This window comes from Cryptosporangium minutisporangium (genome assembly GCF_039536245.1).
Lineage (GTDB): Bacteria > Actinomycetota > Actinomycetes > Mycobacteriales > Cryptosporangiaceae > Cryptosporangium > Cryptosporangium minutisporangium.
This window is the reverse complement of the sequence record NZ_BAAAYN010000006.1, coordinates 340,242-357,283: the sequence shown is the minus strand read 5'-3', so window position 1 is coordinate 357,283 and position 17,042 is coordinate 340,242. Positions and strand designations below refer to the sequence as shown.

16 protein-coding genes and 1 pseudogene are annotated in these 17,042 nt (G+C 72.9%); 7 read left to right on the top strand and 10 right to left on the bottom strand.

What is annotated here, in order from left to right; all coding sequences use genetic code 11:
• Positions 1-106 precede the first annotated feature (106 nt).
• From ABEB28_RS06495 to larE, 4 genes and pseudogenes are all read right to left on the bottom strand, one after another.
• On the bottom strand, positions 107-1,342 hold the full coding sequence (locus tag ABEB28_RS06495; protein WP_345727045.1) for a glycoside hydrolase family 1 protein: 1,236 nt from the start codon (positions 1,340-1,342) through the stop codon (positions 107-109).
• 48 nt (positions 1,343-1,390) lie between these two features.
• Positions 1,391-2,728: a nickel pincer cofactor biosynthesis protein LarC gene (larC, locus tag ABEB28_RS06490; protein WP_345727044.1), complete on the bottom strand. Its 1,338-nt coding sequence runs from the start codon at positions 2,726-2,728 to the stop codon at positions 1,391-1,393.
• Positions 2,725-3,240, bottom strand: a pseudogene (gene larB, locus ABEB28_RS06485) (nickel pincer cofactor biosynthesis protein LarB); the annotation flags it as partial. The pseudogene larB and the gene larC, both read right to left, overlap by 4 nt.
• A 305-nt stretch (positions 3,241-3,545) precedes the next feature.
• Positions 3,546-4,385, bottom strand: coding sequence for an ATP-dependent sacrificial sulfur transferase LarE (larE, locus tag ABEB28_RS06480; protein ID WP_345727043.1), 840 nt, complete (start codon positions 4,383-4,385; stop codon positions 3,546-3,548).
• 101 nt (positions 4,386-4,486) lie between these two features.
• Here larE and ABEB28_RS06475 point away from each other — a divergent pair, with 101 nt between their 5' ends.
• On the top strand, positions 4,487-5,584 hold the full coding sequence (locus ABEB28_RS06475) for a LacI family DNA-binding transcriptional regulator (RefSeq protein WP_345727042.1): 1,098 nt from the start codon (positions 4,487-4,489) through the stop codon (positions 5,582-5,584).
• Here ABEB28_RS06475 and ABEB28_RS06470 read toward each other — a convergent pair.
• Entirely contained in the window at positions 5,473-6,729 is a 1,257-nt protein-coding gene (locus ABEB28_RS06470; protein WP_345727041.1) for a lactate racemase domain-containing protein, read from the bottom strand. The two genes, ABEB28_RS06475 and ABEB28_RS06470, sit on opposite strands and share 112 nt — an antisense overlap.
• Before the next feature lie 99 nt (positions 6,730-6,828).
• On the opposite strand from ABEB28_RS06470, the gene uxaC reads away from it, so the two are divergent.
• Together uxaC and ABEB28_RS06460 are read left to right on the top strand one after the other, a co-directional pair.
• Positions 6,829-8,256, top strand: a complete 1,428-nt coding sequence (gene uxaC, locus ABEB28_RS06465) for a glucuronate isomerase (RefSeq protein WP_345727040.1) — start codon at positions 6,829-6,831, stop codon at positions 8,254-8,256.
• Positions 8,253-9,497 (top strand): mannitol dehydrogenase family protein, encoded by a 1,245-nt coding sequence (locus tag ABEB28_RS06460; protein ID WP_345727039.1) that lies wholly within the window; start codon positions 8,253-8,255, stop codon positions 9,495-9,497. The genes uxaC and ABEB28_RS06460 overlap by 4 nt, the downstream gene beginning before the upstream one ends.
• A 13-nt stretch (positions 9,498-9,510) precedes the next feature.
• Here the strand turns inward: ABEB28_RS06460 and ABEB28_RS06455 are convergent, their stop codons facing one another.
• The 3 genes from ABEB28_RS06455 to ABEB28_RS06445 all read right to left on the bottom strand — a co-directional run bounded on the left by ABEB28_RS06455 (position 9,511) and on the right by ABEB28_RS06445 (position 11,818).
• Positions 9,511-10,500: a BtrH N-terminal domain-containing protein gene (locus tag ABEB28_RS06455; protein WP_345727038.1), complete on the bottom strand. Its 990-nt coding sequence runs from the start codon at positions 10,498-10,500 to the stop codon at positions 9,511-9,513.
• Between the two features lie 97 nt (positions 10,501-10,597).
• Positions 10,598-11,302, bottom strand: coding sequence for an MBL fold metallo-hydrolase (locus ABEB28_RS06450; protein ID WP_345727037.1), 705 nt, complete (start codon positions 11,300-11,302; stop codon positions 10,598-10,600).
• A gap of 81 nt (positions 11,303-11,383) precedes the next feature.
• Positions 11,384-11,818: a nitroreductase/quinone reductase family protein gene (locus ABEB28_RS06445; protein ID WP_345727036.1), complete on the bottom strand. Its 435-nt coding sequence runs from the start codon at positions 11,816-11,818 to the stop codon at positions 11,384-11,386.
• Positions 11,819-11,976: 158 nt separating this feature from the next.
• Between ABEB28_RS06445 and ABEB28_RS06440 the strand changes: the two genes are divergently transcribed.
• From ABEB28_RS06440 to ABEB28_RS06430, 3 genes are read left to right on the top strand one after another with little or no spacing between them, the layout of a single operon-like run.
• The gene (locus ABEB28_RS06440; RefSeq protein WP_345727035.1) at positions 11,977-13,041 is read left to right on the top strand and encodes an alkene reductase; all 1,065 of its coding nucleotides are present in this window, start codon (positions 11,977-11,979) and stop codon (positions 13,039-13,041) included.
• Complete coding sequence (locus ABEB28_RS06435) at positions 13,038-13,565, top strand: MarR family winged helix-turn-helix transcriptional regulator (RefSeq protein WP_376981762.1); 528 nt, start codon at positions 13,038-13,040, stop codon at positions 13,563-13,565. Before ABEB28_RS06440 ends, ABEB28_RS06435 begins: the two co-directional genes overlap by 4 nt.
• Positions 13,566-13,608: 43 nt before the next feature.
• The gene (locus ABEB28_RS06430; protein ID WP_345727034.1) at positions 13,609-14,331 is read left to right on the top strand and encodes a class I SAM-dependent methyltransferase; all 723 of its coding nucleotides are present in this window, start codon (positions 13,609-13,611) and stop codon (positions 14,329-14,331) included.
• A gap of 23 nt (positions 14,332-14,354) precedes the next feature.
• Here ABEB28_RS06430 and ABEB28_RS06425 read toward each other — a convergent pair whose 3' ends face one another.
• Positions 14,355-14,822 carry a hypothetical protein gene (locus ABEB28_RS06425; protein ID WP_345727033.1) on the bottom strand — a complete coding sequence of 156 codons (468 nt, stop codon included), beginning with the start codon at positions 14,820-14,822 and terminating at the stop codon, positions 14,355-14,357.
• 288 nt (positions 14,823-15,110) lie between these two features.
• Between ABEB28_RS06425 and ABEB28_RS06420 the strand changes: the two genes are divergently transcribed.
• Positions 15,111-15,572, top strand: a complete 462-nt coding sequence (locus ABEB28_RS06420; protein WP_345727032.1) for a YdeI/OmpD-associated family protein — start codon at positions 15,111-15,113, stop codon at positions 15,570-15,572.
• A 19-nt stretch (positions 15,573-15,591) separates the two neighbouring features.
• On the opposite strand, the gene ABEB28_RS06415 is transcribed toward ABEB28_RS06420, so the two are convergent.
• Positions 15,592-16,974 (bottom strand): alpha-L-rhamnosidase-related protein, encoded by a 1,383-nt coding sequence (locus tag ABEB28_RS06415; RefSeq protein ID WP_345727031.1) that lies wholly within the window; start codon positions 16,972-16,974, stop codon positions 15,592-15,594.
• Positions 16,975-17,042: the final 68 nt, after the last annotated feature.

Below are 17,042 nucleotides of genomic sequence, written 5' to 3'. Positions count from 1 at the left end.
GAAACGGCGACAACCACCCCGCCTACGGGGTCCGCTCCCCGGCGTTGTGACGGCCGTCGGAATCCGCCACCCCGTGGAGAACTCTCGCGCCGCGAGGGCGGCTCGGTCAGAGGCCGTTGGCGCGCGCGATCTCGCCGAGCCGGTGCGCGCTGGGCTTGGGCGTCCGGGTGAACGTCTCCCGGTCCACGGCGATCAGCCCGAACGTCGGCCGGTAGCCGAGCGCCCACTCGTAGTTGTCCAGCAGCGTCCAGTGCAGATAACCGCGGACGTCGATGCCGTCGGCGACCGCCCGCTGCAGCCCGGCGACCGCACCCTCGAGGTAGGCGATCCGCTGGGCGTCGTCCGCGGTGGCGATGCCGTTCTCGGTGACCAGCAACGGCAGCCCGCCGGTCGCCTCCCAGGCCTGGCGCAGCGCGATCTCCAGCGCGTCCGGGCGGAGCGTCCAGCCGACCTGGGTCGTCGGCTCGCCGGGCGGCGGACCCTCCGGACCGTCCGGGCCGACCTCCTTGGTCGTGTACGACTGGACGCCGAGGAAGTCGTCGTCGCGGCACGCGGTGAGAAACTGGTTCTCCCAGAGGTCCCGGTAGCGGACGCAGTCGGCCTCGTGGCCGGGCTTGGGCACCAGCGCCTGCATCGCGAGCGACCAGCCGACCTTCGCCGACGTGCTCTTGCGGACGATCTCCCTGGCGCGCTCGTGCGCGGTGACCAGGAGCGCGGCGACCTCCGGCTCGGGCGGGGGCAGCGCTCCGGCGACGAGGTGCTCGGAGTTCCCGCTCTGGGTGAACTGGGCCCGCGCGGCGGCCATCGCCGCAGCCGGATCCGGTGCGGCCAGGAACTGGCCCATCCGCAGGATCAGCGTGAGCATGTTCGGCTCGTTCATCGTCACGACGTGGCCGACGCCGTCCAGCACGGGTGCCACCGCCTCGACGTAGCGGGCGAACTGGTCGACGGCGTCCGGCTGGCTCCACGCCCCTGCGCGGGTGAACCACGCCGGGTGGACGAAGTGGTGCAGGGTGACCACCGGCTGCACACCCTGGGAGAGGGCGTACTCGATCATCCGGCGGTAGTGCGCGAGCTCTGCGCGGGAGACCTGACCGCGCACCGGCTCGATCCGTGCCCACTCGACGCTGAACCGGTACGCGGTGTAGCCGAGGTCTCGGCACAGGTCGATGTCCTCGCGCCAGCGGTGGTAGCTGTCGCAGGCGTCGCCGCTGGGCTCCGCGACGAGACCGAGGCCCGAGTGCTCCAGCGCCCAGAAGTCACTGGCGACGTTGTTGCCCTCGATCTGGTGGGCGGCGGTCGACGCGCCCCACAGGAAGCCCGCAGGCAAGGACTGCGACATGGATGAACCTCCGGAATCGACGGTGACCTGGCCAGTAGCGCCAGGCCATTACCGCTGGTCCGGCGAGACCGCTGCAACCGGTTGCCACTCGTTGCCGACGACCAGACCGGCCACCGCCGCCGCGTGCACGGCCGCGGCCAGCACCTCGCGCTCCGGACGCCCGCGCTCCCGCGCGAGGGCCGCGACGTCCTCGAATTCCGGCATCACCTGAACGAGGACGCCGTCGACGTGGCCGAGCTTCACGGTCAGCGCGGCACCGAGGACGTCCACGTCGACGAAGGTGCGCGCGAGCACGGTCTTGCGGCGGGGCGACTCCCGCACACCGAGCGTGCTGGTGTGCCGGAACATCAGCACGCGCAGGGCCGGGACGAGCGGCGGTGCGCAGAGCACCGAGAGCGTGTGGGCCGGGCGGCCCTTCTTCATGACGATCGGTACCAGCCAGGCGTCGGAGGCCCCGGCGTCGATCAGCGCGCGGAGCACACCCGGCCAGAGCCGCGGGTCGAGGTCGTCGACGTTCGCCTCCAGCAGCACCGCCGCCTCCCCGCTGGCCTCGCCGGGTCCAGCCCCGCCGGGGCTGCCGAGCGCGCCGCGCTCGCCGCCCTCGCCGCCCTCGCCGGGCTCGCCGCCCTCGCCGGGCTCGCCGGGGGTACTCGGGTCCGTCCGGCCCACGACCACCCGGACGACGTTCGCCCGCTCGGCGGGGTCCCGCGTGCCGGCGCCGACGCCGACGGTGTCCACCACGATCGACGGCAGCTCCTCACAGGTCCCGGCGAGGGCGCGGAGCAGCGCCAGGTCGGTCGGCGTCGGCAGCACGCCGCGGCCGCCGCCGCGCACCCGCCAGCCACGGGCGAGTTCGGTCACCGCGGGTACCGGCACCGGCAGATCACCGTGCGCGGTGCGGGTCCGTCCCGAGCCGACCGCGACCTCGCCGGCCGACACGGTTCCGACGCCCAGGTCGTCGAGCGCGGCGCAGACCCCGACCACGTCCGCGATCGAGTCCAGCGCACCGACCTCGTGGAAGTGGACGTCGTCGGCGGTAATACCGTGCACGGCCGCCTCTGCCTCGGCGAGCCTCGTGAACACCGCACGGGCCCGCTCCCGGACCGGTCCGCTCAGCACCTCCAGCAGCGCACGGATCTCCGTCCAGGTGCGATGCGGTGGATCCTCCACCCGCGCCTCGACCCTGAGCTTCAGCGCCCGCAGCCCGGCCCGGGTGACGGGCTCGACGGTGAGCGCGACGGCACCGGGCAGCACCGTGTCCACCGCGCCACGGATCGCGTCCGGCGACGCCCCCGCGTCCCACAGCGCGGCGAGCAGCATGTCCCCCGCGACGCCGGCCGACGCGTCGATCCACAGGTGCCGGCCGCGAACAACGTCGCCACTCACGCGGGCGCCGCGATCTGAGCTGCCAAGTGCCCGGCGCCGTACCCGTTGTCGATGTTGACCACCGCGACCCCCGGCGCGCACGCGTTGAGCATCGTCAGCAGCGGCGCGAGGCCGCCGAACGCCGCGCCGTACCCGACCGACGTCGGAACCGCGACGACCGGCGCGGAGACCAGCCCGGCGACGACGCTGGGCAGCGCGCCGTCCATCCCGGCGGCGACCACGATCGCCCGGGCACGCCGGAGCAGGTCGAGCCGGGACAGCACCCGGTGCAGGCCCGCCACCCCGACGTCGACGACCAGCTCGGTCGGGCGGCCGAGGTACCGCGCGGTGCGCTCGGCTTCCCGGGCCACCCGCAGGTCCGAGGTTCCGGCCGCCACGACGACGACGAGTCCCCCCGTCGGCTCCGGCGGCGCCGGGGGCCAGGCCAGCAGCGTCGCGTCCGGATCGGAGTACGCGTCCGGCAGCGCGGCGCGGACCGCTTCGGCGTGCGCGGCGGAGGCCCGGGTGAAGAGCGTNCGGGGGCCAGGCCAGCAGCGTCGCGTCCGGATCGGAGTACGCGTCCGGCAGCGCGGCGCGGACCGCTTCGGCGTGCGCGGCGGAGGCCCGGGTGAAGAGCGTGACGACGTCCGGCCGGTCCCGGACGGCTGCGGCGATGGCGCCGACCTGCTCGGGCGTCTTGCCCTCGCAGTACACCGCCTCGGGGTAGCCGCGCCGCGCCGTCCGGGCGAGGTCGAGTTCCGCGAAGGCGGCGAGCTCCGCCGCGTCGGAAGCGTCCGCCACGCCGGGAGCGTCCGCGGCCCGGGCGGGCATCGCGGGGTCAGCCACGAGCCACCTGCACCAGTGGCAACGTGAACGCGCCGGACTGCACACCGGCGAGGTCGACGGCGGCGAACCGGAACCCCGCGTCGAGGACCGCCTGATGCACCGCGCCCCGCAGCGGCTCGGTCACGGCCCGGACGAGATCGTCCGGCGGCAGTTCGATCCGGGCGACGCCGCCGTGGTGCCGTACCCGCAGGTCACCGAAGCCGAGCCGACGCAGCGCTGCCTCGGCGCGCTCGATCTGCCCGAGTTTCTCGGGGTTCACCTCGTCGTAGTGCGGAATGCGGGAGGCCAGGCAGGGGGCGGCGGGCTTGTCGGCGCAGGGCAGCCGTAGCTCGCGGGCGATCGCACGGACCGCGGCCTTGTCCAGTCCGGCGTCGGCGAGCGGCCGGAGTACCCGGTGCCCGGTCGCGGCCCGGCTGCCCGGGCGGTCGGGGCGCCGCGCGTCGTCGGCGTTCTCCCCGTAGGCGACCGCGTCGAGCCGGTGCGCGGCCACCACGTCGGCGCCGATCCGGGTGAACAATTCGTCCTTGCAGTGAAAACACCGATCCGGACCGTTGGCCCGGTAGGCGGCCCGCTCGCCCTCGTGGGTCTCGATCTCCACGACCGGGACGCCGACGAAACGGGCCACCTCGTGCGCGGCCGTCCGTTCGTCCGCCGCGAGGCTGGGTGAGACGCCGAGGACCGCGAGCACCCGGTCGGGGCCGAGCGCGCGGGCGGCGAGCGCGACCAGGGTGGACGAGTCGACGCCACCGGAGAACGCGACGCCGAGCCGGTCGACACCCGCGAGCAGAGTCGTCAGCTGCCGGACGGCCGCGGTGGTGAGGAGCTCCGTCATGGGCCCATTCACCGACGGACGGCCGGTGTTTGGCAAGCGGTTGCCACAAATTTTGCCGCTGGTTATCGTCGGACACCGCCCGACAGCGAGAGGAGGACGCGATGACCGCACCGGAGCGGCCCCCGACGATCTACGACGTCGCGAAGGCGGCCGGTGTCGCCGCGTCCACCGTCTCCCGCGCGTTCGCCCGGCCGGGACGCGTGAACTCGGAGACCGCCCGCCGGATCCGCGAGGCGGCGGCCGAGCTCGGGTACCGGGCGAACCCGATCGCCCGGGCGCTGCCGACCGGGAAGACGTCGATGATCGCGCTGGTCATCTCCGACGTCACGAACCCGTTCCACAACGAGATCATCCGCGGCGCGCAGGCGGCGGCCGCGGAGGCCGGGTACACGATGCTGCTCTCCGACGCGCAGGAGTCCGGCGCCCGGGAACGCGAGACGCTCGACCGGGCACTCTCCGCCGTCGACGGCATCGTGCTCGCCACCTCCCGGATGTCCGACTCGTCGATCCGGACGATCGCGAAGCAGCGCCCGGTCGTCCTGCTCAATCGCGCGCTCGCCGACGTTCCCTGCGTCGTCACCGACAACCCGCGCGGCATGCACCACGCCGCCGCCCACCTGGCCGAGCTCGGGCATTCGCGCGTCACCTACCTGGCCGGCCCGGAGGCGTCCTGGGCGGACGGGATGCGGTGGCGATCGCTCCGCGAGGGCGCCGCCGACCTAGGGCTGCACGCCCGCCGCATCGGCCCGTTCGCGCCGACCGTGGCGGGTGGGGGCGCCGCAGCCGCCGAGTTCGTGCACCACCCGACCAGCGCGGTGATCGCCTACAACGACCTGATGGCGATCGGGTTCATCCGCGCGTTGACCGCGCGCGGCGCCCGCATCCCCCGCGAGGTCAGCGTCGTGGGGTTCGACAACATCTTCGCCGCCGACCTGGTGACGCCGCCGCTGACGACGGTGGCCGCGCCGCTGCACGCGATGGGCCTCACCGCGGTGCGCAACCTGCTCGCGATCGCGCGCGGTGCGCAACCGCGGGCGCAGGAGCCGGTCAGCCTGCCGGCCCGCCTGGTCGTGCGGGCATCGACCGCTCAGCGCAGCCGGAACAGGACCTCGCCGGCCTGGGGGACGACGAGGGTGTCCCCGTCCCCGTCCGCGGTGGCGGCGAAGGCGTCGAGGTCGACCGCGGCGGGATCCAGGTAGTCGAGGTTCGCCGCGCGCACGACGTCCTCCGGGATGCCGGTGGCGAGCGTGACCGTCACCCGGTTGCGCTCGCCGCGGACCGGGTCCCAGGTCCCGGCGCCGCGCAGGTGGGTGGAGTGGGCGAGCACGCCCCAGTGCTCGCCGGCGAAGCGGTCCCACTGCTTCACGAAGTAGTCGCGGCAGTGGTAGCCGATCCGCTCGATCTCCGGATGCATCGCCGAGATCCGCGTGATGTGCGGCGCGTAGACGATCACCTGGCCACCGTCGGCGACGATCGGTTCGACCTTGTAGAAGCCCTTGGCTCCGGTCCACATGTCGCCGTACTTCGTCGGTACCACCGAGAGCACCCGCTGCACGGGTGCGTCCAGGTACTGCACGTGGGCCTGGGCCGAGACGTCGGCCGCGGCCGCCCAGGCCGCCTCGGGCGGGCCGAACGCCGCGGCGTGCAGCGCGCCGGTACCGGACTCCACCACCAGGGTCAGCGCCAGCCGACGACTGGGGATCAGCGCCGCGGCCTGGTCGATCAGGGCCCGCACCGGCGTGATCCCGCGAGTACCGATGATCTCGGCGCTGGTGATCAGCGCGCCGAGCCAGTGCGAGAAGTCGATGATCTCCGGCCCGGCCACGCCCGGGAAGAAGTACTTGTTGCCGCCGGAGAACCCGACCACCTCGTGCGGGAACACCGGCCCGACGACCAGGCACACGTCGTGCTCGACGACCGCGCGGTTGACGACGACGTCGACGGATTCGCGCAGACGGCCCTCGGAGAGCTCGGCGACGCGGTCGGGGGACACGGATCCCAGACGGACGAGGGCTTCCGGATTATCCCACTCGTGGTTGCGCGCCGAGTACACCCCGCCGAGGTGTTTCCGCAGGCCGTCGCCGGTCATCGGCGCGTGGGTACCGAGCGCGATCAGCACGGTGACGTTCGTGGCCCGGCCGTCCAGCGCGTCGTGCACGGCGGAGAGCAGGAGCGGCAGCGGACAGCTGCGGGTGGCGTCCGGGACGAGCACGCAGACGCTGCGCCCGTCCAGATCCTCCGCGGCGAGGCGCGCACGGACGAACCGGCGGACGGTGGCGTCGTCGAGCACCTGGCCGGGGCCGCCGATGCTCGCCACGCCCTGCGCCTGGAGAGAAGTGACCATGCAGGCACCATGCGCGCGCCCGCCGCTCTGGGCAAGACCGCCAAGCAACGACTGGCAACCTCTTGTCGGCCCGCGCCGCGCCGGTCGACGCTCCCGGCCATGGCGACACCGATTTCGCCGACCGGAGCAGCGCCGCTGGCGGTGCACCCCGATCGGCTATTCCCCGCTGACCCGGGCGTGCGCGGCATCGCGCGCCGCCTGTACGAGGCGGTGCGGTATGCACCGATCGTCTCCCCGCACGGGCACGTCGACCCGCGGATGCTCGCAGAGGACACGCCGTTCCCGCACGCCACGGCGCTGTTCGTCCAGCCGGACCACTACGTGACCCGGATCCTGCACAGCGCCGGGATCGGGCTGGCCGAGCTCGGCGTCGGAGCGCCGCCGCTGCCCGGCGACCGTGCGCGGCACGCCTGGCGGCTGCTCTGCAGCCACTGGCACCTCTTCCGCGGCACCCCGGTGCGGTACTGGCTGGAGAGCGAGCTCGCCGACGTCTTCGACGTGCGCGAACGGCCGAGTGCCGCCACCGCGGACGCGCTCTACGACACGATCGGCGCCCAGCTGACGCAGCCGTCGCACCGGCCACGGGCGCTGCTGGAGCGGTTCGGTATCGAGTTCCTCGCGACCACCGACGATCCGGCCGACGCGCTGGAGCACCACGCCGCACTCGCCGGTCTCGGCACGCGGGTCGTGCCCACGTTCCGTCCCGACCGCTACCTCGAGCCCGCGCAGCCCGGGTGGCGCGACGCGGTGGAGCGGCTCGGCGTGGCCGCCGATGCCGACGTGGGCTCGTACAAGGGCTACGTCGCGGCGCTGGAGGCCCGTCGGCAGACGTTCCTGGAGCACGGCGCCGTCTCGGCGGACCACAGCCACGCCGACGCGATCGCCGAACCGCTCGACGACACCGAGGCCGAACGCCTCTACGCGGACGCGCTCGCCGGCACGCTGCGCCCGGAGGGCGCCACCGCGTTCCGCCGGCACATGATGTTCGAGATGGCACGCATGTCGTGCGACGACGGTCTGGTTCTGACGCTCCACCCGGGCATCCGCCGCAACCACCACCCCGGCACGCTGGCGGCGTTCGGCCCGGACAGCGGCCACGACATCCCGACCGCGGTGGAGTTCACCCGGGCGCTGCAGCCGCTGCTGGCCCGGTTCGGGACGCACCCGAACCTCCACCTGGTGCTGTTCACCGTGGACGCCACCGTGTTCAGCCGGGAGATCGCGCCGCTGGCGGGCTTCTACCCGTCGGTCTACGCCGGCGTTCCCTGGTGGTTCCTCGACAACCCCGGCGCGATCCGGTCATTCCAGGAGTCGGTCACCGAGATCGCCGGCTTCACCCGCCTGTCCGGCTTCATCGACGACACCCGCGCGTTCTGCTCGATCCCGGCCCGTCACGACATGGCCCGCCGGCTGGACGCTGCCCACCTCGCCGGTCTGGTGGCCGCCCACCGGCTCGACGAGGAGGAGGCGGCCGACACGCTCCGGGCGCTCGTCGTCGACCAGCCCCGAAAGGTCTTCAAGCTGTGAGGCGCACCGGACCGCCGCCCGCGCCACGGATCCTGCACCTCGGGCTCGGCAACTTCTTCCGCGCCCACCAGGCCTGGTACACCGCAGCCGCACCCGACGCCGACCAGTGGGGCATCACCGCGTTCACCGGACGCTCCCCCGGGCTGGCCGCGGCGCTCACCGCGCAGGACGGCCTCTACACGCTGGTCAAGCGGTGGCCCGAGGGCGACACCGCCACGGTCGTCGGCTCGGTCGTCGCCGCCCACGCCGGCACCGATACCGGTGCCTGGCTGGACGCCTGGCGGCGACCGGAGCTCGCAGTCGTGACGCTGACCGTGACCGAGGCGGCGTACCTGCGCGGCTCAGGAGTCCCCGAGCGCCTCGTCGCCGGACTCGCCGCCCGGCGTGCGGCCGGTGGCGGGCCGCTCGCGATCGTGCCCTGTGACAACCTCCCCGCGAACGGCGCGGTGGTCCGCCAGGTGGTCACCGAGCTGGCCGACCCGGCGCTCGCCGCATGGATCGCCGACTCCGTCGCGTTCGGAACGACGATGGTCGACCGGATCACCCCGGCCACGACCGCCTCCGATCTCGACGTCGTGGAGCGGCTCACCGGGGTGCCGGACGCCGCGCCGGTCTTCACCGAGCCGTTCACCGAGTGGGTGCTCAGCGGGGACTTCCCCGCCGGACGCCCGCACTGGGAGGACGCCGGCGCCCGGTTCGTCGCCGACGTGGAGCCGCACGAGCAGCGGAAACTCTGGCTGCTCAACGGCGGGCACTCGCTGCTGGCCCACGCGGGCAGCGCACTCGGCCATCGCACCGTCGCCGAGGCGGTCGCCGACCCGGTGTGCCGGCGCTGGCTGAGCGAGTGGTGGGACGAGGCCGCGATCTACCTCCCGCTCTCCCCGACCGAGATCACCGCGTACCGCGGAGCGCTGCTGGAACGCTGGAGCAACCCGCGCATCCAGCACCAGCTCGCGCAGATCGCCACCGACGGCTCGCAGAAGCTCCCGGTGCGGGTGCTGCCGGTCGTCCGGGCCGCCCGCGCGGCCAGGCGGACGCCCGCCGGGGCGATCCGGATCCTCGCGGCCTGGATCCGCCACCTCCACGGCGTCGGCGCCCCGGTCCGCGACGCGGGCGCCGCCCCGTTCGCCGCGGCCGCCGCGCCGCGCGACGTCTTGGCGTTGTTCGACCCGGCGCTCGCGGCCGACGGGGAGCTGGTGGCCGCACTCGACCAGGCCGTCGGTGAGGGCGCGCGCACCTGACGCGTTCGGGTGGCTACTCGGGACGGATGCCGGCCAGCGTCTGCATGGCCTCGCGTTCCTTCTCCGCGAGGTCGGCGAGGATCTCCGAGGCGCGGGTGAGGTGGTCCGGATCGCCGGTCTCGCCGGCGCTCGTGATCTGCTGGGCGACCTCGGTCCAGAGTGGAGCGATCTCGGCGTACAGCTGGTGACCGCGGTGGAGGTGGTCGTCGTCGACGAGAGTGCGGCACTCGGCGAGGAAGTCGCGGTACAGGACGCGGAACAGTGCGCCACCGGTGCCGCCCCGCTCCATCAGCATCGCGGCGAGCGGAAGGTCACGGGACGGGTCGCTCGATCGGGTGAGCCACGTCGTCACCTGTCGGGAGGCCTTGTCGATGCCGCGGTAGCCGAGGTTGGCGATGGGTGGGTGGAGGAAGGTGTCCGCGTTGCTGCGGATGGCTGCCCGGACGGCGTCGCTCAGGTCGGGCCGGGTGGTCGGGGCGGCGACGGTGAACGAGAGGTTCCGGGCGGTCATCGGCCCGCGTTCGCTGCGGGCTCGTTCCAGGCTCTCCAGGGTGGTGGTCACGGCGCCGCCCTGCTGGGCGGTGTCGATCAGGTAGGCGTGGGTCTCGTCGTAGCCGTAGAGCGCGACGACATGGCCCCCGAAGTGGACCTTGGTGGTGAAGTAGTCCAGGTGATAGGAGTCCAGCTGGAGGCCGACCGGCCGTCCGGCGTCGAGTGCGGCAGCGACGTTGTGCCAGGCCTTGCGGGGCGAGGTGGTCTCCTCGACGCGCAGGTCCAGCCCGAGCCGGCCGGCCAGGGTGCGGACGATCGTGGTCGGCTTGCTCCGGCCGCCGAGGAACGGGACGTCCAGGTACTTCGCGTCCCAGTAGACGAAGCCCAGGCCTTCGCCGAGGCCGAACAGCATCGGTTCGGACAGGTCGAGGCCGTCGTGGCACAGCAGGGCGCCGAGCGCCGTGGTCTCGCAGTGCTGGCCGGCGGGGTACGCCACACCCTCGAGGATCATCACGCTTCCTGAACAGGTCGGGGCCGAGGTCTCCCCCAGGTTGAACCCTCTCACCGTGAGAGGGTCAACCCCGGGCTCGTGCCTGGCCGCGCGCCGGTCAGCTCGCCGCCGCCACGGAACGCAGCGTGGCCGTGGCGTTCTCGGTCAGTGGGGCTCCGTGGCCGAAGCAGGCGAGGTCGACGTCGAGCCTCGCCTGGCGGGCGAGGGACGCGACGGCTTGCTGCGGGTCGACGTTGAACACACCGAGCATCACTCGACCGTCGGGAACGCGCGCGATGGTGTCGCCGGTGAACAGGACGCGCGACTCCGGGAGGTAGAACGCGACGCTGCCGAGGGTGTGTCCGGGTACTGCGACGGCGGTGGCCACGCTGCCACCGAGGTCCACGGTCTCCCCGTCCTCGAGTTCGTGGTCGACCGCGACGGGCGCGGGCCCACCGGGCGGTAGTCCACTGGTCACCTGCTCGTAGAGCGGGCGCTCCCAGTCCGCGAGTCGAGGGAGCAGGCCCGGCTGTTCGCCGCGGATGACCGGGGCGTCGGCGCGGTGGGCGTAGACCGTCACGTCGCCCCAGGTGACGATGTCAGGGGCCGAGCCGACGTGATCCTCGTGGTGGTGGGTCAGCAGGAGACGACGAACGTCGGACGGTTCGTGGCCGAGGCTCCTGATCGCCGCGGCGATCGCCGGCGCCGATCCGGCGCGACCCGAGTCGACGACCGTCACGCCGTCGGAGCCGATCCAGAGGTAGGCATGCCCGACCGGGAACTCGACCATGTGGAGGGTCGGCAGCAGTTCGATGACCGTCATACCGCGAACGTAGGCGGGCGGGAGGAGGCTCCCGCCCACCTACGCTCTCAGCGGATCCGCGCTGGGCGAAACCGGCGCTGCTCAGCGCGGGAGACGCCCGGGGCTGTTCCGGCGACGCAGGCGCACGACTGGAATGCGCCGGCGGTCGGCGCATTCCTGGTACGCGGCGAACGCCGGGCTCTGGGCGACGAAGCCGCGCCAAGCGTCGGCGTACTCCTCGCCGGCGAGCTCCTCGGCGGTGACGGCGACCGTCCCCGCACCGGTCTCGATCGTCGTATCCGGATGTGCGCGCAGGTTGACGAACCAGGCGGGGTGCTGCCGGGCTCCGGCCGCCGACGCGGCGATCAGCCAGTCGTCTCCGTCGCGACGGGCCAGCGCGGGATTGATGCGCTCTTCGCCGCTGCGCGCGCCGACGGTGTGCAGCACCACCAGGCTGCTGCCGAATCCCGCCGCGCGTACGACGCGGCCGTGGTTCGCGCGGAACTCCGCGATGACGCGCTGGTTGAAGTCGTTCATGGCCGGCCCCTCGTGGTGTGTGGCTAGCCACGTGTCTACTCCGCGATTATGTGGCTGGCCACCTTTTGTGGCGTCGCTCATAGATAGTTGGCTAGCCACATATTCGGTGGCACGGTTGCGTCGTCATCAGCGACCAGCACGAACCGAAGGAGACGACGATGACCACCGCACTCTGGAGCCCGACCGCCGCCGGTGACCTGAAGCTGCAGCACCGGCTGGTGATGGCACCGATGACCCGGTCACGGGCCACCCCCGAGGGAGTTCCGACGGAGCTGACCGCCACCTACTACGCACAGCGCGCGTCGCTGGGCCTGCTCGTCACCGAGGGCACCCAGCCGTCGCCCGACGGGCAGGGGTACCTGCTCACCCCCGGCATTCACACGCCGGATCAGGTCGCCGGGTGGCGGCGGGTCAGCGACGCGGTCCACGCCGCGGGCGGACACCTGTTCCTGCAGCTCATGCACGTGGGGCGGATCTCCCACCCGACCAACACCCCGCACGGGCGCCAGCCCGTCGCGCCGTCGGCGGTGGCACCGGCGGGCCTGATGTTCACCGCCTCCGGCCCGCAGCCGATGCCGGTCCCGCGGGCGCTGAGCGTGCCGGAGATCCAGGCCACCGTCGAGGACTTCCGGCTCGCGGCGGCCGCCGCGATCGAGGCCGGGGTCGACGGTGTGGAGATCCACGCGGCCAACGGCTACCTCGTCCACCAGTTCCTGTCCGACAACGCCAACCAGCGCACCGACGAGTACGGCGGCTCGACAACGGGACGCATCCGGTTCGCCGTCGAGGTCGCGGAGGCCGTCGCCGACCAGATCGGCGCCGCCCGCACCGGCATCCGGATCGCCCCGGGCAACCCGTTCAACGACATCGCCGAGAGCAGCGCCGGTGAGGTGTACCGCGCGCTGCTCTCCGCCCTGGCCCCCCTCGATCTGGCGTACCTGCACCTGGTGCACGGCGGCGACGAGGCCCTGGCCCGCGCGCTGCGTGCCGCCTGGCCGGGAACCGTCGTCCTCAACCGCGGAGGGGCCGACATCACCACTCGCGCCGCGGACATCGAGACCGGCCTGGCCGACCTCGTCTCGGTCGGCGGGATGGCGCTGGCCAATCCCGACCTGCCCGAGCGGCTCCGCACCGGTGCGCCGCTCAACACCCCCGACCGCGCTACCTTCTACGGCGGTGATCACCGCGGTTACACCGACTACCCACGCCTGGAGACTTCGTGACGACGTCCGACGCGACCCCGGCCAGCCGTGCCCCGGCCCCGGACAGCCCCGGCCTCACCGTCCGTACCGGGCCGCTCAGCTTCGCCGTCTTCGCGCTGGCCCGGACCCACCGCGGGCTGGCCGGGGCCATGCTGCGCGAACTGGACCTGCACCCCGGCCAGGAGCTCCTGCTGATGCAGCTGATGGAGCGCGACGGGCAGAGCCAGTCGCAGCTGCTCGCGAGCGTCGGGCTCGACCACTCCACCGTGTCGAAGTCCCTGCGGCGCATGGAGGACGCCGGGCTGCTGCGCCGCGAGGCCGCCGCCCACGACCGGCGGGTCCTGCTGGTCTACCTCACCGACAAAGGCCGAGCGATGCGGGAACCCCTGGAGCGCATGTGGGCGCGCCTGGAGGAACTCTCCACGCGCGCGCTGGAGCCCGGCCAGATCGAGACCTTCGTCGCCCTGGCCGGGACCATCGAGCGGTCCTTGCGCAACAGCGAACAGGCCGACGGCGAGCCGGGCTCACCGGCTCGCCGAACCTGAGCGACGGTGTCCGCCTGCCCTCCGTACGGATACCCTCGATCAGGTGTTCTCGCCCCACGGCCCGTCCCTGCATGAGCTGTGCGTCCAGGCGCTCTCCTCCGTCGAACGCGGCTACGACCTCCTCGCCCCGAAGTTCGACCACACGCCGTTCCGCACCCCGGAGGGCGTTCTCGATGCGGCCGTCGAGGTGCTCGCCGACCTCGGGCCGTTCGACCGAGGTCTGGACGTGTGCTGCGGCACCGGCGCCGGCGTGCTGGTCCTCGACGCCCTGTGCCGAGGTCGGATCACCGGCGTCGACTTCAGCGCGGGCATGCTCGACCAGGCGCGCAGCGATCATCCGGACACCACCTGGGTGCGGGCCGACGCCCGAGCGCTGCCGTTCGCCGAGGCGTTCGACCTCGCGGTGACGTTCGGAGCGCTCGGGCACTTCCTGCCCGCCGAACGGCCGGCCATCTTCGAGGGGGTGTACCGCGCGCTACGACCCGGCGGGCTCTTCGCCTTCCCGGTCGACGCGGTGCCCCCCGTCACGTCGCGGTGGTACTGGGCCACGCTCGGGTTCGACCTGACCATGCGGGTGCGGAACGCCGTCTGGCGCCCGCCGTTCGTCATGTACTACCGCACCAACCGGCTGCCTGCGGTGCACGCCGATCTGACGGCAGCCGGCTTCACCGCAACCGCCGTCGCGTTGACCGCGCCCGGTCGGTACGGCGACGGCAGCCCACGGTGGCAGCTCGTCCTCGCGCGCAAGCAGGCCGACGCTCGCTGACGCGTCCGGCGTGCGAGCGGAACTCAGCCCCGGCACTCGGTCAGCGCAACGCTCACCTGACGGTTGACCGAATCGGCGTCGAGGTCCGAGCTGGACAGCGACGCCCGCCTGGTCGCGTCGGCGAGTCCGCGATATCGCTGGTCCGCGGTAGCGGCCGCGGCGCTGAGCTCGCTGGCGGCGTAGAGCCTGGCGCTATTGGACGAACCCAGGCTGCCTGCGGTGAATTCGGGGAGGCGCTCCAGGATCGCGCAAGCCATGGCGGCATCCGCGCTCGGACCCACCGCCGGCTCGGTGCGCAGGGCCCCGGCCAGCCAGATGCCCCCGACGACGAGCGCGCCGACGAGCAGGCCCACCAGGGCACTGACGAGCTGGGGACGGCGGGACGAGCGTTTCGTCGCCGGCTGTGGCGCCGGTGGTGCGGTCGTCGGCCAGTCGAGCGCCGGCCGGGCCGCCGGCGGATCAGCGATGTCAGTTGTTCCGAGGCTGCCCATTCTGATTGTCCCTAATCGACGGCGGCGGTTACGACCGAGTGAGATCGTTCGCGGTCGGTCAAGAATACGAACTCTATGGGGTTCCCCGTTAGTCTTCGACCTCGCCAGATGGATTCAGTCGGGAAATTAGTCAAATTGAATTCCGGCACCGGAGACAGGACGTTGAATAACGTTCAAAACCTCATTCAAGGTTGCCGCCTGAGGCCGGCATCGGTCGACCCGATCGGCCGTCGACGTCGGATCGGGTACCTCCACCCTCGCGCGCGGGATCTGCGTTAGCGTGCCTTCATGGAGCAGACGCTGCGGGTGACCGCGACGCTGGAGCCCCGCGGACCGGCCGGGGCCTTCGTGCTCACCGACGAGCAGGCGGCCGCGCTCGGGGGCGGGAGGAAGGCGTTTCCGGTGCGCGTCACGGTCAACGGCGTGACGCTCGCGCTCCGGCTCGCCCGGATGGGCGGCGAGAACATGATCGGCCTGGCCAAGGCCGCGCGGGCTCAGGCGGGCGTGGAGATCGGCACCCGTTACGACGTGGAGATCGCGCCGGACGCCGCCGACCGGACCGTCGAGATCCCGGACGACCTGGCCGCGGCGCTCGCTGCCGACCCGGCCGTCGAGGCGGCGTTCACCGGGCTCGCGTACACCCACCGCAAGGAGTTCGTGCGGTGGGTCACCGAGGCCAAGCGACCCGCGACCCGCGACGACCGGATCGCCAAGACCGTCGAGATGGTCCGTGAAGGGCGTACTCGCTGAGCGGTCGTGCTTCCTCGGTTCAGCCGTGCGGGACGAAGACAGGCCGGCGTTCGGTGACGTGACCCGGGCCGGTGCGGACCGTGTGGCCGCCGGGGAACACCAGAGTCGCGACGAGGTGCTGCGCCGCCCGATCCCACAGCGCGTCGGGGATCAGCGCGAACGACAGCGCACGGACGTATCCGGCCTGCGTGTGTCCGGTGGTGCGCCCGGCGTCGTCGAGGAACTCGCGTCGCCACGCGTCGCGCACCCGCTCGGCGACCTCGCGGTAGCGGGTCGCGTCCTCGGGGCGGTCCAGCAGGTCGGCGATCGCCGACAGCGTCCGGGTCGAGCGGTAGAGGTAGGCCGTTGCGACCTCGCTCTTGTCCGCGCCGAACCACGCCGCACCGTCCTCCCACACCGGGGCGGCCTGCGTGCCGTCGGCGTTCCGGGGTCGCGGTTCGAGCCACTCGCCCCAGTGGAAGGACCCGTCCCAGAGGAACGCCTCGTGCTCCTCGGGCTCCGGCGACCGCTCCACTCGGGACGGATGCCGGGCCGAGCGCGCGGAGTGCAGCGCGAACTCCACCCACCGCACCATCGCGTCCCAGTTCTCGGTGAGCACCCGGCGGTCGCCGTACGTCTCGTACATGACCCACGTGACGAGGACGATCGCGTCGCCCCAGCCGGCCGACCCGGTGAGCAGGTCCGAGAGCGGCTCGCGGTTGACCTTCAGGCGCTTGGCGTCCGGAGAGATGTTGCAGATCCGGCCGTCGTCGAGCTGGTCGTCGCGGACCGACCGGAGCCACTTGTCGGTGAACCCGGCGACGTCGTAGAGGCGCGCGGCGGTGGTGTGCCGCGGCTCGAACGCCCGCCCGGGGACGCCGTCGGAGATCACCTCGTCGCGGTCGAAATCGACGACGTACGCGCCGGTGTCCAGCGTGCGGACCGTCCGTGCGGGCAGTTGTGCGACCCGCCGCACCGGCGGAGCGGGCGTCCACTCGATCGGCGGCGCGGTCACCGCATCGACCAGCACCGGCGTCGCCGGTGAGGGCGCAGCGGTGAAGTCGGTGGTCTGCCCGTCCATCCGGTCGGCGCGCCGGATCGGTCCGGTCGACGACGTCCACCCCGGGCCGCTGCGGACGACCTGCGTGCTGCCGTCGGTATACCGGAGATACAGCTCCAGCCGCGCGGCTGTCCGGGTCCCCCAGGTCGCCGGTTCCCGATGCGCGCCCGTGAGTCCGCGGAACCACCCGTCGGAGAGGACGACCTCGAGCGTGTTCTCGCCGTCGGCCAGTGCCGCGGTCACGTCCGACGCCTGTGCGTAGAGCGTCGCGGTATACGACGTCGACCCCGGCGACAGCTCCGCGGTGCCCGCCCGCACCCCGTTCACGAACGCTTCGTACACACCGAGTGCGGTGGCGTACAAGCGAGCGTGCGTGACCGTGCCTCGTGAGCGGAACGTCGTCGACAGTGTGTACGCCGGTCGCGGCGTCT